Source organism: Bartonella sp. AP88XZML, assembly GCF_042195565.1.
GTDB lineage: Bacteria > Pseudomonadota > Alphaproteobacteria > Rhizobiales > Rhizobiaceae > Bartonella.
Genome location: NZ_JBHIOQ010000104.1, coordinates 1 through 22,653 on the forward strand (window position 1 = coordinate 1; position 22,653 = coordinate 22,653).

20 protein-coding genes, 1 tRNA gene and 1 pseudogene are annotated in these 22,653 nt (G+C 36.3%); 7 read left to right on the forward strand and 15 right to left on the reverse strand.

Annotated features, from left to right (window positions below; all coding sequences use genetic code 11):
* The 3 genes and pseudogenes from ACFIK2_RS09110 to ACFIK2_RS09120 all read left to right on the forward strand — a co-directional run.
* A pseudogene (locus ACFIK2_RS09110) lies at positions 1-274 on the forward strand (exonuclease); the annotation flags it as partial.
* A gap of 58 nt (positions 275-332) precedes the next feature.
* Positions 333-821, forward strand: a complete 489-nt coding sequence (locus ACFIK2_RS09115; RefSeq protein ID WP_375639663.1) for a DUF488 family protein — start codon at positions 333-335, stop codon at positions 819-821.
* A gap of 96 nt (positions 822-917) precedes the next feature.
* The gene (locus ACFIK2_RS09120) at positions 918-1,121 is read left to right on the forward strand and encodes a helix-turn-helix transcriptional regulator (protein WP_375606917.1); all 204 of its coding nucleotides are present in this window, start codon (positions 918-920) and stop codon (positions 1,119-1,121) included.
* A 99-nt stretch (positions 1,122-1,220) separates the two neighbouring features.
* Here ACFIK2_RS09120 and ACFIK2_RS09125 read toward each other — a convergent pair.
* The 4 genes from ACFIK2_RS09125 to ACFIK2_RS09140 form a co-directional block, all read right to left on the reverse strand.
* Positions 1,221-1,296: transfer RNA gene (locus ACFIK2_RS09125), tRNA-Thr, on the reverse strand.
* Positions 1,297-1,492: 196 nt separating this feature from the next.
* Positions 1,493-2,851 (reverse strand): acetyl-CoA carboxylase biotin carboxylase subunit, encoded by a 1,359-nt coding sequence (accC, locus tag ACFIK2_RS09130; protein ID WP_375606916.1) that lies wholly within the window; start codon positions 2,849-2,851, stop codon positions 1,493-1,495.
* 14 nt (positions 2,852-2,865) lie between these two features.
* The gene (accB, locus tag ACFIK2_RS09135) at positions 2,866-3,363 is read right to left on the reverse strand and encodes an acetyl-CoA carboxylase biotin carboxyl carrier protein (RefSeq protein ID WP_375634155.1); all 498 of its coding nucleotides are present in this window, start codon (positions 3,361-3,363) and stop codon (positions 2,866-2,868) included.
* Between the two features lie 242 nt (positions 3,364-3,605).
* Complete coding sequence (locus ACFIK2_RS09140) at positions 3,606-4,478, reverse strand: DsbA family protein (RefSeq protein WP_375634153.1); 873 nt, start codon at positions 4,476-4,478, stop codon at positions 3,606-3,608.
* Positions 4,479-4,823: 345 nt separating this feature from the next.
* Here ACFIK2_RS09140 and glpD point away from each other — a divergent pair, with 345 nt between their 5' ends.
* The 3 genes from glpD to cobT all read left to right on the forward strand — a co-directional run bounded on the left by glpD (position 4,824) and on the right by cobT (position 9,410).
* A complete protein-coding gene (glpD, locus tag ACFIK2_RS09145) occupies positions 4,824-6,353 on the forward strand; it encodes a glycerol-3-phosphate dehydrogenase (protein WP_375634151.1) in 1,530 nt (509 codons plus the stop codon).
* Between the two features lie 698 nt (positions 6,354-7,051).
* A complete protein-coding gene (gene dusA, locus ACFIK2_RS09150) occupies positions 7,052-8,032 on the forward strand; it encodes a tRNA dihydrouridine(20/20a) synthase DusA (RefSeq protein ID WP_375634149.1) in 981 nt (326 codons plus the stop codon).
* A 391-nt stretch (positions 8,033-8,423) separates the two neighbouring features.
* Complete coding sequence (gene cobT / locus ACFIK2_RS09155; protein WP_375634147.1) at positions 8,424-9,410, forward strand: nicotinate-nucleotide--dimethylbenzimidazole phosphoribosyltransferase; 987 nt, start codon at positions 8,424-8,426, stop codon at positions 9,408-9,410.
* Positions 9,411-9,458: 48 nt separating this feature from the next.
* On the opposite strand, the gene ACFIK2_RS09160 is transcribed toward cobT, so the two are convergent.
* The 7 genes from ACFIK2_RS09160 to topA form a co-directional block, all read right to left on the reverse strand.
* A complete protein-coding gene (locus tag ACFIK2_RS09160; protein ID WP_375608344.1) occupies positions 9,459-9,950 on the reverse strand; it encodes an Lrp/AsnC family transcriptional regulator in 492 nt (163 codons plus the stop codon).
* Positions 9,951-9,971: 21 nt separating this feature from the next.
* Complete coding sequence (locus ACFIK2_RS09165; protein ID WP_375634145.1) at positions 9,972-10,601, reverse strand: uracil-DNA glycosylase family protein; 630 nt, start codon at positions 10,599-10,601, stop codon at positions 9,972-9,974.
* A 28-nt stretch (positions 10,602-10,629) separates the two neighbouring features.
* Positions 10,630-11,193 carry a thermonuclease family protein gene (locus tag ACFIK2_RS09170; RefSeq protein WP_375634643.1) on the reverse strand — a complete coding sequence of 188 codons (564 nt, stop codon included), beginning with the start codon at positions 11,191-11,193 and terminating at the stop codon, positions 10,630-10,632.
* Positions 11,194-11,525: 332 nt separating this feature from the next.
* Positions 11,526-11,693 (reverse strand): 50S ribosomal protein L33, encoded by a 168-nt coding sequence (gene rpmG, locus ACFIK2_RS09175; RefSeq protein WP_004864083.1) that lies wholly within the window; start codon positions 11,691-11,693, stop codon positions 11,526-11,528.
* A gap of 102 nt (positions 11,694-11,795) precedes the next feature.
* Positions 11,796-12,968, reverse strand: coding sequence for an MFS transporter (locus tag ACFIK2_RS09180; RefSeq protein ID WP_375634644.1), 1,173 nt, complete (start codon positions 12,966-12,968; stop codon positions 11,796-11,798).
* 276 nt (positions 12,969-13,244) lie between these two features.
* Complete coding sequence (gene rnr, locus ACFIK2_RS09185) at positions 13,245-15,521, reverse strand: ribonuclease R (RefSeq protein ID WP_375677208.1); 2,277 nt, start codon at positions 15,519-15,521, stop codon at positions 13,245-13,247.
* A 3-nt stretch (positions 15,522-15,524) separates the two neighbouring features.
* Complete coding sequence (gene topA, locus ACFIK2_RS09190) at positions 15,525-18,098, reverse strand: type I DNA topoisomerase (RefSeq protein ID WP_375634137.1); 2,574 nt, start codon at positions 18,096-18,098, stop codon at positions 15,525-15,527.
* 264 nt (positions 18,099-18,362) lie between these two features.
* Between topA and ACFIK2_RS09195 the strand changes: the two genes are divergently transcribed.
* Positions 18,363-18,569 (forward strand): hypothetical protein, encoded by a 207-nt coding sequence (locus ACFIK2_RS09195; protein WP_005773510.1) that lies wholly within the window; start codon positions 18,363-18,365, stop codon positions 18,567-18,569.
* Here ACFIK2_RS09195 and dprA read toward each other — a convergent pair.
* Genes dprA through ACFIK2_RS09215 form a run of 4 tightly spaced genes read right to left on the reverse strand, consistent with a single transcriptional unit; the run spans position 18,499 to position 22,598 of the window.
* Complete coding sequence (dprA, locus tag ACFIK2_RS09200; protein ID WP_375677209.1) at positions 18,499-19,734, reverse strand: DNA-processing protein DprA; 1,236 nt, start codon at positions 19,732-19,734, stop codon at positions 18,499-18,501. The genes ACFIK2_RS09195 and dprA overlap by 71 nt on opposite strands.
* Positions 19,691-20,323 carry a glycerol-3-phosphate 1-O-acyltransferase PlsY gene (gene plsY, locus ACFIK2_RS09205; protein WP_375634647.1) on the reverse strand — a complete coding sequence of 211 codons (633 nt, stop codon included), beginning with the start codon at positions 20,321-20,323 and terminating at the stop codon, positions 19,691-19,693. The genes dprA and plsY overlap by 44 nt, the downstream gene beginning before the upstream one ends.
* Positions 20,324-20,334: 11 nt before the next feature.
* Positions 20,335-21,636: a dihydroorotase gene (locus ACFIK2_RS09210; RefSeq protein WP_375634648.1), complete on the reverse strand. Its 1,302-nt coding sequence runs from the start codon at positions 21,634-21,636 to the stop codon at positions 20,335-20,337.
* A complete protein-coding gene (locus ACFIK2_RS09215) occupies positions 21,633-22,598 on the reverse strand; it encodes an aspartate carbamoyltransferase catalytic subunit (protein ID WP_375677210.1) in 966 nt (321 codons plus the stop codon). Before ACFIK2_RS09215 ends, ACFIK2_RS09210 begins: the two co-directional genes overlap by 4 nt.
* Between the last annotated feature and the right edge of the window lie 55 nt (positions 22,599-22,653).

A 22,653-nucleotide genomic window follows, 5' to 3' on the forward strand; every position in this document is an offset into this window, starting at 1 on the left:
ACAATCAACAACCCATCTTCGTTTTTTTATATATGACGAAATTAAACCAGAATATCACGCACAAATGCAATTCCAAATGGCATGCACTGGACGTAAATGGTGTGATTTCATGAGCTATAATCCAAACTTTGTAGGCAAATCTACTGGTTTGAGAATGAAAGTCAAACGCGTCCTCCGTGATGAGAAACACATTGAAGAGATCAATAAAGCGGTCGAGATTTTTTTAGGGGAAATAGAACAAGAGATGCAAAAGATTTTGGCAAAAGCTGCTTAAACCTATGGGGGTGCTCTCTCCTCCCAGCACTCCCACCCATTTACTAAGGAAATTAAACGTGTGTAACACCAAACATATTATCATACAGCCTGCTAAAGATGAGGAATTTTGTTTTTTTACCATTGGCTATGAAGGTAAGTCCCTTGAGAATTATCTTAGTTGTCTCATAGAAAACAATATCAAAACTTTATGTGATATTCGTAAAAATCCAATAAGTAGAAAACACGGATTTTCGAAAAGACGATTAGAGAAAGCTGTGAGCAATATTGATATTGAATATATGCATATGCCTGAACTTGGAATTGCTTCTGAAAAACGAAGAAATTTGAAAACACAAAAAGATTATGACCGCCTTTTTGAAGATTATCAAAATACAACTCTCAAGAATAATTCTTGTGCAATAAACAAATTATATAAAATGTTTTTAAACAAAAAGCGCGTTGCAATCACCTGTTTTGAAGCCAATGTATGCATGTGTCATAGAGGACAACTCGCATTAGCTCTTACTCAATTGCCTGATTGGAAATATGAAATTAAGCACATCTAAAAAATAAACTTGCAAATTTTTAAAAGTTGGAGTGCTTCACATGCCTTCCAGCACTCCCACCCATTTAATTAATATAAAAAAGAGAAAGGTAATGAGATGATATTTGATGATGGAGATAGATATGTAACGACACGTGAGTGTGCACAGCTTTTTAGTGTATCCACAACAACGATTCGCAATTGGGTGCTTCAGGGGTTGTTTCCGGAGCCATATAAGCTAGGGAGAGCAGTGAGATGGAGAAAAAAAGAGATCCTAGCTTTTACTCCAAAGAAAAATACGGAGCAAATAAGAACAAATTAGGTAAAATTATATAAACTGTAGAAGGTGGTCTAAAAGGTGGTCTGAAAATAGCTATTTAAAGAAAAAAACTATATATTTCAATATGTTTAAGAAATAAAATGGTGCCCCCAGAGAGACTCGAACTCCCGACCCCCTGATTACAAATCAGGTGCTCTACCAACTGAGCTATAAGGGCATAACCATGTAGGAGTTAGCACAAACTAACAAAAAGGAAAACAGAAAATTATTAAATTTTATGCATATTAAAAGAAAACTATATAAAAAATAACCAATTTATTTCCTTTTTTCCACTTTTTACAGCAAGGTTGGAACTATCCTTATGTTGATATCTTATAGAATCTTTTATAAGAATGCACCGTTTTGCTATCGAATTACGAATCTGAAGACTTTGATTGATGAGCAAGGTAATTTTCTAGCCAGTGAATATTATAATTACCATCAGCAACATCTTGATTATTAATAAGATCGCGAAAAAGAGGCAGTGTAGTTTTTATCCCATCGACGACAAATTCATCTAAAGCACGCCGTAAACGCATCATACATTCTAAACGGGTACGTCCATGAACAATCAGCTTTCCAATCATGCTATCATAGTAAGGAGGAATACGGTAACCTGAATAAGCGCCTGAATCAACACGAATCCCTAAACCTCCAGGTGTATGAAAATGTGTAATGGTTCCAGGTGATGGCGTAAAGTTAATAGGATCTTCTGCATTAATACGGCATTCAATGGCATGACCAGAAAAACAGACTTCATCTTGTGTTACTGAAAGCTTACAGCCTGATGCAATATGGATTTGTTCGTGGACTAAATCTATACCTGTAATTGCTTCAGTTACAGGATGCTCGACTTGTAAACGTGTATTCATTTCAATAAAATAAAATTCGCCATTTTCATAAAGAAATTCAATAGTACCAGCTCCACGATATCCAAGTTGGGCACAGGCATTTGCAACAATACTTCCAATTTTTTTCCGTTCAGTTTCATTAAGTGCAGGTGATGTAGCTTCTTCCCATACTTTTTGATGCCGTCGTTGAAGTGAACAATCGCGTTCTCCTAAATGAATAGCATTTCCCGCACCATCACCTATGACTTGAATTTCAATATGACGGGGTTTTTCTAAATATTTTTCTATGTAAACAGCGTCATCACCAAAAGCAGCTTTCGCTTCTGAACGCGTTGTTTTGAGAGCTATAGAAAATTCTTGTTCAGAATGAACGACTTTCATACCACGTCCACCACCACCTGCAGAAGCTTTTATAATAACGGGATAACCAATTTCACGAGCAGTGCGTAAAGCATCTGATTCTTCAGTGACTGCTCCATCTGAACCGGGAACTACAGGAATACCAAGTTTTTTGGCGGTTTTCTTTGCTTCGATTTTATCGCCCATGATTCGGATGTGAGTAGCTGTTGGACCGATGAATGTAATATCATGGGCTTCTAGAACATCTGCAAATTTTGCATTTTCAGAAAGAAAGCCATAACCTGGATGAACAGCATCCGCTCCTGTAATTTCACAAGCAGCAATAATTTGCTGAATACTCAAATAAGAATCACGAGCGGGAGGAGGGCCAATACAAACACTTTCGTCAGCAAGACGAACATGCATTGCATCTGCATCAGCGGTAGAGTGAACAGCCACGGTTTTTATGCCAAGTTCTTTACATGCACGTAAAACGCGAAGAGCAATTTCTCCTCGATTAGCAATGAGGATTTTTCGAATCATGGTTGCCCCTCGCTTTATTCAACAATAATAAGTGGTTCACCAAATTCAACAGGTTGACCATCTTTGACAAGAACAGTGGTTACCGTACCTGAGCGCGGTGATGAAATTTGATTCATTGTTTTCATGGCTTCAATAATAAGTAATGTCTCCCCTTCAGAAACATTTTGCCCTACTTCTACAAAAGGTTGCGCGCCTGGTGAAGGTGCAAGATAAGCTGTTCCAACCATTGGAGAGGTTATTGTGTTTTTTGATCTATCTTCTTGGATAGATTGTATAGGAGATTCAGCTGTTGGAACTGGAGAAGATGTTACAGAAAAAGTAGGAGTAGAAACAGGAGCATAGATTGCTTGCTCAGAAGAAGTTAAGGTATTTTGGCGTGAGACACAAATACGAAGCTCCCCTTGTTCAACTTCAATGTTCGTTAAATTTGTATCATTCAAAATTTCAGCAAGATCACGAATAATTTTCGTATCAATTGCGTTTTTTGCCGAATCCATTTTTTTTGTTGCCATTTTATTTCTAACTCCTTGATCAATGAAGATCGTCATTATCTCATTTTATGACCGAATATCTCTAGATTAGGGATGACATCTTTTGAGGCTTTAAAGATTTTTATTTCCTTTAAATCATTATACTTTGCAATTTAAAACTTGTATCTGCTTTACGCAAAATTGCACTTATAAGCCTGTTATCAAAAAAGAGAAAGCATAAAATTACCTCATTTACAGTATTCTTCCTAAAACGGATCAGGTATTCACTGTGTATTATCTATCGCTTGTTTTAGAATATCCTGTTTGGCAGCGCCGATGAATATTTTATCACCAATGATGTAAGAAGGTGTTCCCGTAATATGAAGTGCAGAGGCAATTTGAATGTTTTCTTTAAAAGCGTTTTGCAGAGTGGGATCTTGTATTGCATTATGTAGTTTTTTTTCATCTGCTCCTAATGAAACAGCTACTTTAATAGCTTTAGCTTCATTTGCACGACCCTGATACATTAAAAGCGTTTTGTGAAACTGAGGATATTTCTCTGGAAATTGTTTTCGAAATGCGTAGGCAACAGTATGGGCTGCCATAGAATCAGAGCTTAAAATTGGTAAGTCCTTGATAATAACCTTTAAATCTGGATATTCTTTTATCAAGTCTTCTATATTTGAATAGGAAATTTTACAATATCCACAGTTGTAATCAAAAAAATTGACAAGCACTCTTTTACCATTTGGGTTTCCCAAAACAGCGTCATGAGGAGAATGAAAAATCTCTTTTTCTAATGAATGAATGACTGAAGTTTGTTTTTGGTTTTCGTATTCATTCTGTTTTTCCAGCTTATCTTGAAGAATAAGCTGCATTTCAATCATAATTTCTGGATGAGTAAGAAGATACTCTCTGACGATTTGTTGAATATGATGAGAATCAGTATGTGGTATCATTTTTTCTTTAAGCTTAGATAAAAAGCTAGAATCTTCTAAAAGTTGTGATTTAAGCTTTTCTAAGCTTAAATCATTTGCTGTTTTTGAGCGTGACGTTGCGTTTGATAAAGAAGGTAAAAAGATTAAAATACTCGACATAACTATGACTAAAATTTTTGAAAGAAGTGTTATTTTCGAGTTTTGAGAGTGATAATTCATTTGGATACCTTCACATTTTCTAGGGTGTCATTGAGTGAACTATATGAAAAGTGCTATCTATGTGCAATGAAGCATTTAGTTATAGTGTATCTTTAAGAATGAGAAAAAACATCAATTTTTCTCTAAAAAGATTTCATATGATGAACCTTGGCTTGGCAAGGATTATGTTTTGTAAAAGATAAAAAAATTCTCTTTAATTTGTCAAATGTTGTTTTGATGTATAAGGATATCAAAAGCTTTTTGTGCGTGTTTATTTTAAGAAAAAGTACGTTGATAATACAATGAAGAACACTTGTATTATTTTTTCCTGTTGCTTTATTGAATACTGAGAAACAAAATTAAATAATGAAAAGTGAAATTATGAAAACTACAACACATTATGAGCTGTTTATCATTGGAGGAGGGATAAACGGCTGTGGATTGGCAAGAGATGCAGCAGGACGCGGATTTAAAGTGGGATTGGCTGAAATGAACGATCTTGCATCTGGGACCTCAAGTGCGTCAACAAAGCTTATTCATGGTGGGCTTCGTTATCTTGAACACTATGAGTTCAAACTTGTTCGTGAAGCATTGAAAGAACGCGAGATCATTTTACGTATGGCTCCACATATTGTGCGTCCTTTGCGTTTTCTCCTTCCTTATCATAAAGAATTGCGCCCTGCTTGGATGTTGCGTTTTGGACTTTTTATTTATGATTATTTAGGGAATTGGAATCAGAAATTGTGGCGCAGTAAAACGATTAATTTTTCACAAAAATTTTGCTCTACACTGAAGAAAGAATATCAGAGAGGTTTTGAATATTCTGATGCAAGAGTAGATGATGCGCGTTTAGTTATTGGCAATGCTCGTGATGCAGAAAAGTGGGGAGCTGATATAAAAGTACGAACAGAAGTTCTCTCTTTAAAAAAAGAAGACAATAAATGGCATATATTTCTTCAAGACAAGTTAAGTAGCAAAGAATATAGTGTCACAGCTTCTTATATCGCGAATATGACAGGACCTTGGATTGATCATGTTTTGGCAAGCATATTAGATTGTAAAGAACATCCACCAGTACGGCTTGTTAGAGGTTCTCATATTTTGGTTCCCAAGCTTTATACTCATGATCGTGCTTATATTTTTCAAAATGGTGATGGGCGTATTATATTTGCTATTCCGTATCAAGAAGAGTTTACCTTACTTGGAACAACAGATTGTAATTATCAAGGAGATCCGGCTGACGTTCATATTACTGATACAGAAATTGATTATATTTGTGCAGCAGCCAGTGAATATTTCATACAACCAGTGTTGCCTGAAACGATTGTCTGGTCTTACTCTGGAGTTCGTCCACTCTATGATGATGGAGCTTCAAAAGCACAAAAAATTACGCGCGATTATGTTTTAAAAGAAATGGGAACAGGAACGACACCAAAGATACTTAATCTTTATGGTGGAAAGATTACAACTTATCGTAAGTTGGCTGAAGATGCGATGAAATTTGTTGAAAAAGAGCTTGGTAAAAAGGGAGCATCATGGACGGCTAAGGCAGTACTTCCAGGGGGTGATTTTCCCTATAACAAATTAGATACAATCGAAAATAGGATTGCTCTTTTAATGCCAGATTTAGATGCTTTTACACATCGCAGGCTTGCACGCTCCTACGGTACGGAAGCATTGGTGATCTTTGCACATGGTAAGGCAAATAAAGGAAAAAATTTTGGACATGGGCTTTATGAAGTAGAAGTAAAATGGTTGATGGAAAAAGAATGGGCTAAAGTATGTGAAGATGTGTTATGGCGTCGTTCAAAACTGGGGCTCCTATTTAATGAACAAGAGGTTGATACTCTTTCTTCCTATATGCAAAGCCAACAAGAGATTGAACAACGTTTATGATCATTTCATTTTACAAATTGTATCTGCAATATTGTAAAATATTTTCCTTCGAGAGATACTGATATTAGTTATAGATATTAAAAAGGCAATGGTTGTCTATACCCTGATTTTAGTTTTTTTTTGCAAGAATCACAAAATGGCAAAATTAGATAGAATATTTAAGATGAAATTTGTCTATCTTATAAAGTGAAATCTAAGAATATCACCAAAAAGAACTCATTGATAAAAAATAATTTATAATTAGATTCGTGTGAAATAAGGTTTTTTTCTTCTTTAGGAGAAGATAAAGCTACTTTCTGTATCGTTTATTTGCACAATGAGTTAAAAAAATCTAAAGAAAATTAAATCGATCATGAAAAATTGTATAATGTGTTAGTTTAGCATTTATTATCTTAAACGCTGTACTAAATCATGTAAGGGGAGAGGCTTGAAGAGCGTAAGAAGAACTTATAAATGAGATTTTTATATTATAGTAAAAATCTTCTTTTTTCATGTTTATATACCTGAACACTAATCTATGAGAAATGCGATATTGTGTTTTGGCATGATTGATTGTAGTAAACCTTGATATCAATTGGAAATAATGAGCTGTTATTATACTCATGATAGTATAAGAGAATAAAATTTTCCGTAAACTAAAAGTAAGTATTTTTTTATGTATAAAGAGAGAGCTATAGGGACATGAGAGTAATACCCTCATGATATTTTACAACCTTCCATCGCCTATAAAATTTGCAGTAGCACCAATGTTGGACTGGACAGACCGACATTGCAGGTTTTTTTATCGTCTTTTAACGAAAAAAGCTCTCCTTTATACGGAAATGATGGTAGCAGATGCTGTCATTCATGGTGTTCGTGAACAATTGTTGGCTTTTAGCGACAAAGAACGTCCAGTTGCATTACAATTAGGGGGGGCAGATCCGAAAAAGTTAGCAGAAGCTGCACGAATTGCTGAGGATTTTGGCTACAACGAAATAAATCTCAATGTTGGTTGCCCATCAAATCGTGTTCAAGCAGGGGTCTTTGGAGCTTGTTTGATGCTACATCCAGACATTGTGGCAAATGCAGTAGAAGCAATGAAACGAGAGGTTACTATACCTGTAACTGTCAAATGTCGGATTGGAGTGGACGAACAAGATGAAGAGTTAGCGTTAGATCTTTTGGCTAATCAGGTTTGGAATGCTGGATGTGATGCGCTCTGGATACATGCACGCAAGGCATGGCTACAAGGATTGAGTCCGAAAGAAAATCGCAATATTCCGCCCCTTAATTATGAAAGGGTTTACAAATTAAAAGGTCAATATCCTCATAAATTCATTGGGATAAATGGTGGAATTAAATCGATTGATGAGATCAAAGAACACTTAACTTTCTGTGATGCTGTCATGGTTGGTCGCCAAGTTTATCATGATCCAACTTTGTTAAAACATATTGATTTTGAACTCTATGGTGAGTCGCAGAATAGTCTAAGTGAGAGTGATCTTATTGAGGTTATGTGTGATTATGCGGCTCGACATATTGCATCGGGGGGACGGCTTTCTCATGTGACGCGTCACATGATTGGTTTATTTCATGGGCGGGGTGGGGCACGTCGATGGCGGCAAATACTATCAAATGATGCGACAAAACCAAACGCAGATATATGTACTTTAAAAGAAGCTTTTTATGCTCTCATTTAATAACAGTCAGACAATTAACATATATTAAAGTTGAGATCCTTTGCGTTTTGATTTCTTTGCGATAATTTTGATCCCTTCAATTTTATAAGTTTTTGAAAGTTTATAACTTTTATTATGAATAAGAATGTTAGAATTTATATATTAAACGGCATGCTGATTATGCCTATTAAATAAAAAATAGCTTAAGGGTATCACTGTAAAGTAGTCATAAGATATTAATAACATTTTGAATCTTGCACGTTTGTTATTGGGGTAGAAAATAGAATGTAGAAATTATTGCTTTCATAGTATTTAACATTTTTAAAGCACTGTTAAAAAAACAATAAATTATTCATATCCTGTATATATGACGTGATTTTCATAAACATTGTAGATTTTAAAAGGTATCCTTATGATCGCTAGTCCATTTGATGATTTTCGTGCTTTGCTTACAAATTTACCTGTTGCTGATGAGTTTTCTATAATTTTGGCAAAAAAATGGCAAAAAAACTTAACAAAAGAGCAAGGAACATTGGGAAAACTAGGAGATATTGCTGTTTGGTATGCGGGGTGGAGGGGTACAGAAAAACCTATCGTAACGCGACCTTTGGTTGCTATTTTTTCTGGAAACCATGGTATTGTAGAGGAGAATATTACACCATTTCCACAATCTATGACACAAAAAATGGTAGAAAATTTTGCCTCTGGTGGAGCTGCTATCAATCAAATTTGTATTGCTTATGATCTTGGATTAAAAATTTTTGATTTAGCATTGGAATATCCAACAATGAATATTACGAAGGATGCCGCAATGGATGAGCGGAGTGCGGCTGCTACAATGGCATTTGGAATGGAATCCATTGCGGGTGGGACAGATCTTTTATGTATTGGAGAAATGGGAATTGGAAACACAACAATAGCTTCAGCTTTATGCTTAGCATTGTTTGGAGGGGAAGTGGAAGAATGGACAGGAAATGGTATGGAATCAGAAGGTGATTTTTATCAGCGTAAAATTGCAGCGGTTAAGACAGCCATTTCTTTGCATAAGGATTATTTTAATGATCCTTTTGAGATAATGCGTCGCTTAGGAGGACGTGAGATTGCTGCTATGGTTGGTGCTATTTTAGCAGCAAGAATAGAAAAAATACCCGTTATTTTAGATGGTTTTGTGGCAACAGCAGCAGCAGCGGTTCTTTATAAAATGCATCCAAAAGCTCTTGATCATACCCTTGTTGGACATGTTTCTTCTGAGACAGCTCATCGTAAACTTTTAAAAAAAATTGGCAAAGAACCACTTCTAGATTTGGGGATGCGTCTTGGTGAAGGGACAGGAGCAGCTATAGCAGCTGGTATTGTCAAAGCTGCTGTTTTAACACATGCACAAATGGTGGTTTTTTAACAAGAAAGTTTGAATGCCTAAAAGATCATAAGACGGATATAAAAAATCTTAAGAGCTTTGTTCATGCGTCTTGTCGTGTAATTTAATATAATTAAGTGGAAGTTCTGTTGTATATTTAATCTGTTCCATTGCGAAAGAAGAAGAGACATCACGGATGTCAATTTTAGAAATTAATTTTTTATAAAAAAGATCATAAGCTTCAATGTTGGGCACAACAACACGCAATAAATAGTCAATATCTCCACTCATTCGATAAAATTCAATGACTTCACGGAATTCTTGCACAATTTTTGAAAAACGCTTAAACCATTCATGACTATGTGTATTTGTGCGAATAGACACAAAAACAGTGACGTGTGCGTTTACTTTTTCTGGAGAAAGAACAGCAACACGACGTTGAATGACGCCATCTTCTTCAAGTTTTTGAATTCTACGCCAGCAAGGAGTGGTAGAAAGCCCCACTTTTTTAGCAATATCAGCAACAGAAAGTGTCGCATTTTCTTGCAAAAGATGTAAAATTTTTCGGTCAAGACGATCCATATTTTTTCTCAATATTTTAATTTATAAAAATTTACGCACTAAACGACGCAGATATACAATAAGCTCATCGTTAAACCATGGTTTTTTCTGTAACCAAGAAGTATTTCGCCATGACGGATGAGGCAAAGGCATAACATTATAGCCTCGAGGTTGAGGAATGGAAAGAATATTTCTCCAATCACCAACAGTTGCAGAAACGGTTTTATGTTTTAATTCTGTAATGTGCCACTTTTGCGCATAACTGCCAATAGCAAGAACAAGCTTTATTTGAGGCATTGCCTGAAATATCTTTTCATGCCATATTTCTCGACATTCCCGTCTTGGTGGTAAATCAGCTTTATTTTTGTCATAACCTGGAAAACAAAATCCCATAGGAACAATAGCAAAAAGAGATTTATTATAAAATTCTTCTTTCGTGACACCCAGCCAATTACGCAATTTTTCACCAGAGCGATCATTAAAAGGGATAGAAGTTTCATGGACACGCAACCCTGGTGCTTGGCCTGCAATTGCAATCGAAGCAGTATCGGATAAATAAACGACAGGGTTTGGTTCATGAGGAAGAGGAGGAAAATAATGGGGTTGTTGGACGCAAACACGACAGGAATAGATCTCTTTTTCAAGTTTGATAATTGGGCTACATTGTTTCATTAGTAAATAAAATTAAAAAATATTTTTCTTATTCTGTGCGAGGATTTGCTTTGCGCCATTCTTTTGGTCGTTGAAAACTTGATACCCATATTCCTTTCTTTTTCTTCCTAGCTTCTTGCTCTTCTTTGGGGTATTCATAATAATTTACAGCCCAACCATTATGTACAAGTGTTGCGTTGATATTGCTAACTTGTTTTGTTTTACATGTTGCAAGAATACGGCGATATTTATCTGTTTTTTGCCAGTGACATGTAACAATTTGATTTTTTAATAATTGTTCTAAATATTTCTTTGCTTCAAGCCCACAAGGGTAGCGTGCTTCCTTTTTTCCACAAAATTGGTGGAGTTCAGGAGCATCAATTCCAGCTAGTCGAATCTTAATTGAAGAAATCATAATGGTATCGCCATCAATAATTAAAGCATTTCCTTTAACAGAGTTTTGAGAAGAAAAATTTTCTTTTTGAGGCAACCGTTGAGTCTGCTTAAAATAAGTTGACATAATGATAAGAATGCTAGCAGCGACAAAAATACTGAAACCGATAACTTTTAGATTAAAGATTCTTAGATCAAAATGAGAAAAAGATTTTTTCATGAAATAAAGAAACTGCTAACATTACTATAACTCTATTTTAGTATTGTTTATAATTCATCCGAGAAGCTTTATTCATATGACGAAACAATGTCTCGTTTTAATGACAAAATTTTCGTTAGATATCACAATAATCAAATACTCATGCAAAATATATGTAAGCAACTTAAATAATAAATCAACTTATCCAAATCCGTACAAAACATACAAAGTTTAAAGTAAACTTTTTAAACTTAAGGAAATAAAAAAAACACCCCTCAAAAAATAACTTTGAAGAGCAATACTCCCACATTTCTTTTGGAGTATAAAATCTATCAATTTAATAATAATTTTATTTATTTAATTTTTGTTTCTTTAAATTCAACGTGCTTTTTTACAACTGGATCATATTTACGCTTGCTCATTTTATCTGTCATTGTACGGCTGTTTTTCTTTGTTACATAGAAAAAACCAGTATCTGCAGTTGATAAAAGCTTGATCTTAATGGTTGCTGCTTTAGCCATAATGTAAATACCCTATTTATACTGAAAAAATATTATTTCTGTCAAAATTTATTTCCGACATCATCAGATTTTCCGGCAACACTACGGATGTTCTCAAAAAAGTCAAGAGCTGATTAATTTTCTCATAAGTTGGACAAACACCAAAATGACATATAAACCGAAAAAAACAGCCATGGCTATTGAAAAACCAAAGGGTTTAAAGATATCCATGGATTTTCCGATAAAGGTCGGTCCGATGAGCATACCAATTCCATAACAAAAAATAAAAGCAGAATTAGCAGCAGCAAGTTCTTGCCCCTTGAGACGGGCTCCTAAATGTGCAAGACTAATTGTATAAAGGCTCGCTGATACACCACCCAGAAAAAACAAATCAAGCATCAGAATCCATGGATATTGAAGAATCCATGGTACTATAAAAGTTCCTATAAAACCTAGAATAGCGCAACTCATCAGTGGGTAGCGTCGATCTTTGGCGTAGTCGCTTATAATGCTGATAGGAATTAAGAGGAAAATATTCCCAAGTGCAAGGGTTGCCATAAAATGTGCTGCTTCATTCTCATTATAACCAATGGATAAACTAAAGGGTATTATAAGAGTTAATACGCCCATTTGAATGGCCCCGTAAACAAGGACCGCCATCATTGCACTTGGAACGTGAAAAAGATAACGAAAAAATGGCATATATTGATTTTTTTGAAATTCTGGACTTAATTTCCAAGCGGTAAGAATTGGTATAGTAGCAAGCATAATAAGGCTATATCCAACAGCAAAAGGAATAAATCCTTGTGTTCCCACTTTTGCTAGCAGCGTTAGACCTATTATAAACCCTAATCCTAAGACAATAGCATAAATAGAAAGGATCAAACCGCGTTTTTTGGGGGGAGCATAACTGTTGATCCAAAACTCTGACAGGATAAACATAACTGTCATGCTGAAATGTAATATAAACTTTAAAATAAACCAAACCCATATGGGATCAAAAAAATAGAATCCTAAAAAACTTAAAGATCCTATCGCCATCATAAGTAATATTGTTTGAGCGATTCCTAAGCATAAGGCGATTCGAGACGTAAAAATAGCTGCAATAATTGTGGCGATTCCACCAACTGTTCCACTATAGCCGATTGTACTGTTGGAAAGTCCTTTCTCTGCCATAAGAAGAGAAACAAGTTGTGTTCCCATTGCCAATGCTGTTCCAACAGTGCCAATGGTTGCAATAGCGGCAATAATTGCACGCAAAGAATTATTTTGAGAGTCAAAAGGTTTTTTTTTCATGAGAATGGCTTAAGGTACTCTTGTTTATTTAAACAATGAAAAGATGAGCTGAAATGAAAGGAAGCCAAAACTATCCTTTGCAGTTTCTCTCATTTTCTAAGTATAAAAAACTGCAAGATTTTTATATGGTTATTATAGACTTAATAATAAAATTTATCCTCTTGTATACTAGAGAAAGAATATTGTATATATAAAATAATATAAATATTATATAATATAAGTCATTTCTTAAATTGAATTTATTATTCATATTCTATTTAATTGAGGGCAAGAAGCTTAATTTTTTCTTTTCCCATAAAGAGTATACTTTTGTTTTTTTAATTTGTTTTTATGGTAGGATGTCGGTGAAAATTTTATTGGACGAGGTTTTGTTAACAGTTCAAAGCATAAAGCGCCAGCAAAAGGTTGTACCGTTATAAGTTTTACTTCTACAACATCACTGAGCTGATAGCCTTTATGGCTACGCTGTCCTACAAGAACATGTTGTGCTTCATCAAAATGATAATAATCATTTTTAAGTGTAGAAATATGGACAAAACCATCTGTATTGAGTTTATCAAGTGAGATAAAAAGACCTGCTTTTGTAACTCCGGAAATGCGGCCTGTAAAAATACGACCGATTTTATTCGTTAAATAGTGAGCAACAAGCCGATCTATCGTTTCTCTTTCAGCCATCATTGCACGGCGTTCGTATAAAGAAACTTGCGTAGCAATTTCTGCAAGATTTTTTTCTTGTGTATCTGTTAATTGATCATTTCCTAATTTGAGAGCTTTAATGAGTGCTCGATGAATAATGAGATCAGCATAACGACGGATTGGTGATGTAAAATGTGTATAGTTCTGCAAATTCAAACCAAAATGGCCACTATTTTTAGGGTTGTACTCTGCTTGTGATTGTGAACGCAAAATAACTTGATTGACTAGTTCTTGTTGTTGAGTATGAGCGACCTTTTCTAAAATTCTATTAAGGCGCGCTGAGGTAAGTTCGCTTCCGCGGGAGAGTGGTATCCCCAAACTTTGAAGAAAGCTCCGAAGTATTTCTTGCTTAGCAAGAGAAGGTTTTTCATGAATACGATAAATGAGCGGCTGGTGATGTTGTTTTAATGTTTCAGAAGCTGCAATATTGGCTTGTATCATAAACTCTTCAATTAAACGATGCGCTTCTAATTGTGTTTCACTCACAACATCTTTTATGCATCCATTTTGATCAAGAATAATCTTTTTTTCTGCAATTTCTAATTCTAGTGGTTGGCGACGATTTCGCGCAGCTTTAAGGCATGCATAGGCTTCCCATAAGGGGTGCAAAATGCTCTCAAAAAGAGGGGCTATTTTTTCATTTATATTACCTTCAATTGCCAATTGTACTTCTTGATAAGAAAGTTTGGCTCTTACACGAATCATAGTACGATGAAAACTATGTTTTCGTTTATTACCGTTTGCATCAAAAATCATACGAACGGCTAAAGCTGGTCTTTCTTTTCCTTCACGCAGAGAACATAAATCATGAGAAAGGCGTTCAGGTAACATTGGCACAACGGTATCGGGAAAATAAACAGAATTTCCACGTTTCAATGCTTCTTTATCTAAAGCGCTTCCTGTTTTGATATAATAAGAAACATCTGCAATGGCTACAATAATAATCCAACCATCATTATTTGCTGGATCCTTATCCTTGGTTGCATAAACTGCATCATCATGGTCTTTTGCATCTGGTGGATCAATTGTAATAAAGGGTAATTGTTGCCAATCTTCACGATTATCCATATTGGCAGCTTTGATATGTTTGGCTTGCTCAAGAACACTTTCAGGAAAAATATAAGGAATTCCTTTCGAAAGAAGCGCTATCATTGAGAGTGTTTTCTCACTCTTAATGTGCCCTAAAACATTCTTTATTTTTGCGCTCTTTAATCCGTAACCAGTATTTTTTTTTATTTCGACTTCAACGAGATCACCAATTTGAATCTTCATTTCTGGAGACATTTCAACAATGAGTTCATTGGTTTTGCGGTCTATAGGATCAAGGCGCCATTGATTATTTTCCAATTTTCGTACAATAGCAAATGCGCTTTTGGGAGATACGTCAATTTTACGAATAATTCGTCCCGTATAAGGATGACTTAAGCTTTCAGAATTTTTATTTCGAAAAACTTTTACAAGAATATGATCTCCAACACCAATATTACTTCCTTTTATGTGATGAAAAGAGTGTATTTCAATATTGGGCTTTGGAGAATCTTCCCATTCAAGAGGTTTTGCAATAAAACTTCCATCTTTATCACGTCCACTAATTTTCACTAAAGTAACAGGGGGTAATTTTCCTTTGTTTATTGCTCTTTTGTGGTGTTTAGATATGAGATTTTGATCCTTTAACTCACGTAACATATCTCTAAGCCAGATACGAGAATCGCCTTTTAAGTTAAAAGCTTTAGCGATTTCTCGTTTACTTGAGTGGTTAGGATTCTCAATTATAAAGGAAAGGATTGCTTCCTTATTGGGAAAAGTTTTCCCCTTGAATGAAGAGAGATATTTTATGTTTTTTTCACCTTTAGCCAAAATTTATGTCTCTTTTATTTTTGCTTTTGTTTTAGAAGAAGCTCTTTTTGAAGTTGTTTTTTTACTCGATGCTTTAGCCGATATAAGTTCTAGTGCCTCTGGAAGAGTTACACTAATGGGATCTTTATCTTTTGGCAATGTTGCATTAATTTTACCCCAATTGACATAAGGACCATAACGCCCGTTGCGCACGGTAATGGTTCCTCCTTCGGGATGCTCTCCTAATGTTGCCAATGCTTCAGGTGTTGTTCTGCTTTGCCTGGTTTTGTTTTCTTGTTGTTCTGCTAATACTGTAACAGCGCGATTGATACCAATATCAAAAACTTCATCTGCATGAAGAAGGCGCGCAGATTTTCCGTTATGGCTAAGATAGGGACCATATCGTCCAATCGTAGCCGTGATTGTTTTTCCAGTTTCAGGATGAATGCCAATTTCACGGGGAAGGGATAGTAAAGCCAAGGCTTTATCAAGGGTTACATTTTCTGCCTGCCATTCTTTTGGTAATCCTGCACGCTTAACTTCTTTGCTTTCACCAAGTTGAATATAGGGACCAAACCGGCCATTACGAAGAGAGATCTCTTTTCCTGTTTCAGGGGCAATACCAAGTATAACAGGTTCATCATTGCGTACAGCTTCATTCTCTTCTCCAGTATCTGTACCAAGTTGGCGTGTGTATTTACATTCGGGATAATTGGAACAGCCAACAAAAGCACCATAACGCCCAAGTTTTAATGATAATTGACCATTTTTACAAAGAGGACAGGAACGTACATCACTTCCATCTTCGCGTTCAGGAAAGGCGAGAGGTGCTAATGTTACATTTAAAGCATCAAGAACATTAGTTATACGGAGTTCTTGGATATTGATAATAGATGCATTAAATCCATCCCAAAAATCTCGCAATACGTCTTTCCAAGAAAGTTTGCCATCAGAGATAAGATCCAGCTTTTCTTCAAGATCTGCTGTGAAACCATATTCTACATAGCGATTAAAAAAATTTTCAAGAAAGGCTGTAACAATACGTCCCTTGGCATCGGGAATAAGCTTTCGTTTATCAATGACAATATATCCACGGTCACACAATGTCGCCAATGTGGATGCATAAGTTGAAGGACGACCAATTCCTAACTCCTCAAGCTTTTTAATTAATGAAGCTTCAGAATAACGAGCAGGGGGCTCTGTGGTATGTTGTACAGATTCAACTTTTTCTTTTGTAAGTGCTTCACCAGTGTTTATTTGTGGTAAACGTGTTGTTTCATTTTCTTCATTATTTTCTTCGTCTCGTTGATCCGTGTAGACGGAAATAAAGCCATCAAAGCGAATAACAGATCCTGTTGCCCGTAGATTTGCACAGTTTTCTCCTGTCTGTGCTTCAATTTCAACAGTTGTACGTTCAATTTCAGCAGAGCGCATTTGGCTGGCAATAGCACGCTTCCATATCAGCTCATAGAGCTTTGCTTGATCGCTATCGAGAAAATTACGGACTTGACTAGGATTGCGTTGAAAATCTGTTGGACGGATCGCTTCGTGTGCTTCCTGTGCATTTTTTGCCTTTGTTGAATAAAAACGTGGCTTTTCAGGAATATAGTCTTTTCCGAAAGTTTCATGAATAACTTTTCTTGCTGAATCAATAGCCTCAGGTGCTATCTGCACACCATCGGTACGCATATAAGTAATAAGCCCTGCCGTTTCACCATTAATTTCAATGCCTTCATAAAGTTTTTGGGCAATTTGCATAGTGCGAGAAGCTGAAAATCCTAATTTTGAAGAAGCTGCTTGTTGTAGTGTGGAGGTTGTAAATGGAGGAAAAGGATTTCTCTTTGTAGGTTTTGCTTCAACACTGAGTGTATGGTATTGGGCTTGCTCCAACATAAAGCGAATTTGGTCTGCTTGTTCTTGAGATTGAATATCAAGCTTGCCTATTTTTCTTTGATTAAACATTGTCAATCTTGCTTGGAAACTATCATTTCGGATGGTTTTTAACTGTGTTGTAATGGACCAATAATCTTCTTTGATAAAATGTTCTATTTCTGATTCACGATCACAAATAATACGCAAAGCAACCGATTGAACGCGTCCTGCTGAACGCGCACCAGGGAGTTTACGCCATAAAACAGGTGAAAGTGTAAAACCAACGAGATAATCAAGAGCGCGACGTGCAAGATAAGCATCTACAAGTGATGTATCAATATCACGTGGATTGTTCATAGCATCAAGCACAGACTTTTTGGTGATGGCATTGAAGACAACTCTTTTAATAGGTTTATCTTTTAAAACTTTTTTTTGACGGAGAACATCCAGAATATGCCATGAAATAGCTTCCCCTTCACGATCAGGGTCTGTTGCTAATATAAGGCTATCAGCTTCTTTAACGGCTTTTGCTATTTCATTTAAACGTTTAGCGGCAGCAGAATCTATATCCCATTTCATAGAAAAATCTTGATCCGGTAAAACAGAACCATCTTTTGCAGGCAAATCACGAACATGTCCAAATGATGCGACAACTTTGTATTGAGACCCAAGATATTTATTAATTGTTTTTGCTTTTGCTGGAGATTCAACGATAACGATATTCATAATTTTACCCAAATATTGAAATAAAAATTTTTTTATAAACGCCTTTTACGCGAATAGCTAATGCCAATTGCTTAAGAGCACATAAAAAAATATTAGCCATATAAAAAACATGAATATTGTACAACTTATGATTGTCATTATTAGAGTACACCCTATATAGAATTACACGATTTATTTTCCACTGTTATTACAAAAACATACGGCGAAATACTAAGATAACGTCTATTGAGAGGTAGGAGGGGAAATGCTCAAGGATAGAGGATTATGTTTATAAATCATTTAAAAGTTATCCAATATATTACAGACATGTCAAAGCAAATGAATCAGATGGCGCGTCAGGCGCACAGTCCGCTTTTAGCATTGCTTTTGGATATGGTTGCCAAAGAAGGGCAAAGCATTATTAATAGTGCTGAGGCTCTTGGGGAAGATCAAGATTCGACAATGACACACAACCACCAGAGTGTCGAATAAGCTTTCCAGCAAGCTCGAGTTCTACCAACAAGAGGTAGAGAGTTGGGAGTGAAACACCGGAGTGGATACTGAGTGTGTCTAAGTCGATTGGCGTTGTTGAAAGAGCGGAGAAAACTGCTGCACGTGCTGCGTCATCATCATCTGCTAAAGAGAGGCTGCTGTTTTTTTCATCTGCTAAATTAAAATTCTCCTTTTCAAGTTGTAAAGAGGATGGTTCCTCAAAAAAATTGAGTTGCGAATTTGGAAGCGGTAAAATTAATGGCGTAAGTGTTTCTATAATGTCAGAAGGATGTGTGGTGAGTAGAGCACCGTCTTTGATAAGATTGTTTGTACCAACAGATCTTGGATCAAGTGGAGAACCGGGAATGGCAAAAATTAACCGTCCCATTTCAGCTGCTTGACGTGCGGTAATTAAGGACCCTGAGCGCAGGGCTGCTTCTACAACCAAGAGACCAAGTGATAGAGCTGCAATAATACGGTTTCTTCTTGGAAAATCGATAGCACGCGGCTTCCAAGAAATGGGCATTTCGCTGATGATGGCTCCACCGTTGGCAATAATATCTTCATGCAACTTTTTATTTTCAGGAGGATAGATATGATCAATTCCTCCAGCCATGACTGCAACAGTTCCTGTTTTTAAACTTGCTTGATGCGCAACGCTATCAATTCCACGAGCGAGCCCAGAAATTGTTACAAAGTCTGCTTCTCCGAGAAAACGCGCAAATTGAGCCGTAAGCTTTTTTCCCGCAGCTGAAGCATTTCGAGAACCTATAATTCCAATAGAAGTTTTTTGAAAAATTGAAACATTACCTTTGATAGCAATAAGCGGCGGAGGAGCTTCTGTAACCTTAAGAAAAGCTGGATAATCTGGTTCTCCCATACCGATAAACCGGATACCTAATCTTTCAGCCTCTTGCATTTCTTTTTCTGCATCTTCTAAGCTTGCTATTTTAATAGATACAGAACCACCACCTTTTCTACTAAGCTCTGGCAGTGCTGCCAGAGCTTTTTCTGCTGTTTTATAATGATCAATGAGATTGCGAAAACTAACAGCTCCAATATTTTCACTACGCAATAACCGTAACCAGCTTAGACGTTGACGATCAGTAAGCAGGATTCCTTTATTTATCTCCGTGTTGCGTGCCAATCTTACTTTCTTCCCCAATTAATAATCTACCGATATTTGCAGAATGTTTTATAAACACAAATACGCTCATCACAATCAGCATACAATAGAAATAAGAATCGGAAAAATAAAAAACAAATATCGGTGTGATCGTAACAGCAATAAGCGCAGATAATGAAGAATAACGCATGAGGAGAAAAATCGTTATCCATACAATAATAAAAATAATTGCTGCAGGCCAATAGATTCCTAAGCAGACTCCTAGATAGGTAGCAACACCTTTGCCACCTTTAAATTTAAGCCATACGGGGAAAAGATGTCCTAAGAAAACAAAAAAGCCTGCTAGAGAAACAAGGATACTATTGTCTAGCGGATCACTAAAAAACTTTATAACGAAAACAACGATAGTTCCTTTCAACATATCACAAAGAAGTGTTAGAGCAGCAAGCTTTTTATTTCCTGTTCGTAAAACATTTGTTGCTCCAATATTGCCGGAACCGATTGTTCTTATATCACCAATTTTGAACAATTTCGTTAAAAGAAGACCAAATGGAATCGAGCCAATGAGATAAGATATGAGGAAAATAAACCATGGAGTGGATTGAAAAAATATTTCTGCTTCATTCATTAAGAATCTCATTAAATTTGTTGATCAAGTTTAAAAACGTTTTTCCCTTTCACAAAGGTCTGGAGCACGCGTCCTTGAAAACGTGCATTCTCAAAAGGGGTATTTTTTGAACGTGAATAGAGCTTCTCTTTCGAAACAACCCATGGTTCTTCAAGATCAACCACAATAAGGTCTGCATGAGCCCCTTTTTTGAGTGTTCCTGCATTGAGTCCAAAGAGCTTTGCAGGCGCCGTTGACAAAAGTTCCGTTATCCGTAGAAGAGATAGGCTCTCATTATGATAAAGGCGTAAGGCTGCGCTCAATAAGGTCTCCATACCAATAGCGCCAACTGCCGCGTCATTAAATGGTAAATGTTTTGTGTCGATACTCTGAGGATCATGAGAAGAGACAATAACATCTATAATCCCATCCTTTATTGCTTCAATCATTGCTATACGGTCTTCTTCTGTACGCAATGGGGGCATTAAGCGAAAAGAGGTGCGATATTCACCAATGTCATTTTCATTGAAAGATAAATGATTAATAGATACACCCGCTGAAATTTTCTCACTGCGTTTTTTACCTAAACGAAGTGCATCAGCAGAGAGTGCTGTCGATATTTGAGCAGCATGATAGCGTGTTTGCGTTAATACTGCTAATCGCAGATCTCTTTCAAGAGGGATAACTTCTGCTTCGCGAGGGATGCCAGAAAGACCAAGCCAACTGGCAAGCAGTCCTTCATTCATCACACCTTGCCCTGTAAGATCTTTATCTTGCGTTTCATGTATCAATGGAACATCAAAATCACGTGCATAAGTCATTGCACGCCGCATAACAGATGAATTTTGAAGTGTTTTTTTTCCCTCACTAAAAGCAACGGCTCCTGCATCTTTGAGCAAACCAAATTCGGTTATTTCTTGTCCGTTGAAACCTTGTGTGATTGAAGCAACGGGATAAATATTGACCAATGACATTTCCTGTGCTGTATGCGTAATAAATTTAACGAGTGCTACATTATCAATAACTGGATGCGTGTTTGGCATCATAAGAAAGGAAGTAATACCACCTGCTGCGGCCGCGTAACTTGCTGATGTAATTGTTTCACAATGTTCATTCCCTAATTCTTCAACAAAAACGCGCGCATCAACAAGTCCAGGGAGAATTGCTTTGTTTTGTGCGTTAATAACTTCTGCTTCTTCAGGGAATCCCTGATTCAGAGCTTCTTTTCCAGCGGCTATAATTCGTCCATTTTTAACAATAACTGTACCAATTTCATCGATTGCGCGCGAAGGATCAATAATACGAGCATTCTGAAAAACAATTGGTTTTATCATTTTTTTTCTCCACTGATCTTTGCGCGTGAATCTAATAAAGCCTCCATGACAGCCATACGCACTGCAATTCCCATTTCTACTTGTGTCTGAATCATACTTTGTGGTCCATCTGCTATATCGGATGCAATCTCTACACCACGGTTTATTGGTCCAGGGTGCAGAATAATAGAATCATTTTTGGCATAGGCTAAATTTTCTTTATGTAAGCCAAAATAATGGAAATATTCACGCGTAGAAGGAATGAAAGAGCCTGTCATCCGTTCATGCTGTAAGCGCAACATCATGATAACGTCAGCATTTTTAAGACCTTCTTTCATCGTGTTAAAAACCTCAACACTCATATGAGCAATTTCTGCGGGTAAAAGTGTTGAGGGAGCAACAGCACGAACACGAGCACCCAAAGCATTGAGACACAGGATATTGGAACGGGCAACACGTGAGTGTAAGATATCTCCGCAAATCGCAACAGTTAATCCTTCAATACGACCTTTTGCCCTTTTAATGGTTAGAGCATCTAATAAAGCTTGGGTTGGATGTTCATGAGCACCATCACCTGCATTAATAACACAACAATCAACTTTTTGCGCTAATAAAGCTGCCGCTCCTGCACTGTTATGGCGAAAAACCAGTATATCTGGCTTCATCGCATTGAGAGTTGTAGCAGTATCAAGTAATGTTTCTCCCTTTTTTACAGATGAGTTGCTGATCGCAAGACTCATCACGTGTGCACCTAGCCTTTTACCCGCTAATTCAAAAGAAGATTGTGTTCGCGTAGAGGCTTCAAAAAAGAGATTAATTTGAGTCCGTCCATGCAAAGTAGATTTTATTTTATCAATTTTGTTAGAAAGGATAATATTTGCTTCTGCACGATCAAGCAATGTATTAAGATCTTGTACACTCAGATCTTTAATAGCTAAAAGATGTTGATGAGGGAAAAGTAGGAAAAAATTATCTTGCATCATAGCATTCTTCTTTATCTCTCTCTAAACAGGTTAAACAAGCATTTGTTTGAATATG

What these genes read in the sequence shown, in the direction of transcription:
- ACFIK2_RS09140 (WP_375634153.1), bottom strand. Translation starts at nt 4,478, where the DNA reads ATGAATTATCACTCTCAAAACTCGAAAATAACACTTCTTTCAAAAATT.
- ACFIK2_RS09120 (WP_375606917.1), top strand. Translation starts at nt 918, where the DNA reads ATGATATTTGATGATGGAGATAGATATGTAACGACACGTGAGTGTGCA.
- ACFIK2_RS09215 (WP_375677210.1), bottom strand. Translation starts at nt 22,598, where the DNA reads ATGATGCAAGATAATTTTTTCCTACTTTTCCCTCATCAACATCTTTTA.
- ACFIK2_RS09195 (WP_005773510.1), top strand. Translation starts at nt 18,363, where the DNA reads ATGTTTATAAATCATTTAAAAGTTATCCAATATATTACAGACATGTCA.
- ACFIK2_RS09210 (WP_375634648.1), bottom strand. Translation starts at nt 21,636, where the DNA reads ATGATAAAACCAATTGTTTTTCAGAATGCTCGTATTATTGATCCTTCG.
- glpD (WP_375634151.1), top strand. Translation starts at nt 4,824, where the DNA reads ATGAAAAGTGAAATTATGAAAACTACAACACATTATGAGCTGTTTATC.
- accB (WP_375634155.1), bottom strand. Translation starts at nt 3,363, where the DNA reads ATGGCAACAAAAAAAATGGATTCGGCAAAAAACGCAATTGATACGAAA.
- plsY (WP_375634647.1), bottom strand. Translation starts at nt 20,323, where the DNA reads ATGAATGAAGCAGAAATATTTTTTCAATCCACTCCATGGTTTATTTTC.
- topA (WP_375634137.1), bottom strand. Translation starts at nt 18,098, where the DNA reads ATGAATATCGTTATCGTTGAATCTCCAGCAAAAGCAAAAACAATTAAT.
- accC (WP_375606916.1), bottom strand. Translation starts at nt 2,851, where the DNA reads ATGATTCGAAAAATCCTCATTGCTAATCGAGGAGAAATTGCTCTTCGC.
- ACFIK2_RS09170 (WP_375634643.1), bottom strand. Translation starts at nt 11,193, where the DNA reads ATGAAAAAATCTTTTTCTCATTTTGATCTAAGAATCTTTAATCTAAAA.
- ACFIK2_RS09165 (WP_375634145.1), bottom strand. Translation starts at nt 10,601, where the DNA reads ATGAAACAATGTAGCCCAATTATCAAACTTGAAAAAGAGATCTATTCC.
- ACFIK2_RS09180 (WP_375634644.1), bottom strand. Translation starts at nt 12,968, where the DNA reads ATGAAAAAAAAACCTTTTGACTCTCAAAATAATTCTTTGCGTGCAATT.
- ACFIK2_RS09160 (WP_375608344.1), bottom strand. Translation starts at nt 9,950, where the DNA reads ATGGATCGTCTTGACCGAAAAATTTTACATCTTTTGCAAGAAAATGCG.
- rpmG (WP_004864083.1), bottom strand. Translation starts at nt 11,693, where the DNA reads ATGGCTAAAGCAGCAACCATTAAGATCAAGCTTTTATCAACTGCAGAT.
- dusA (WP_375634149.1), top strand. Translation starts at nt 7,052, where the DNA reads ATGATATTTTACAACCTTCCATCGCCTATAAAATTTGCAGTAGCACCA.
- cobT (WP_375634147.1), top strand. Translation starts at nt 8,424, where the DNA reads ATGATCGCTAGTCCATTTGATGATTTTCGTGCTTTGCTTACAAATTTA.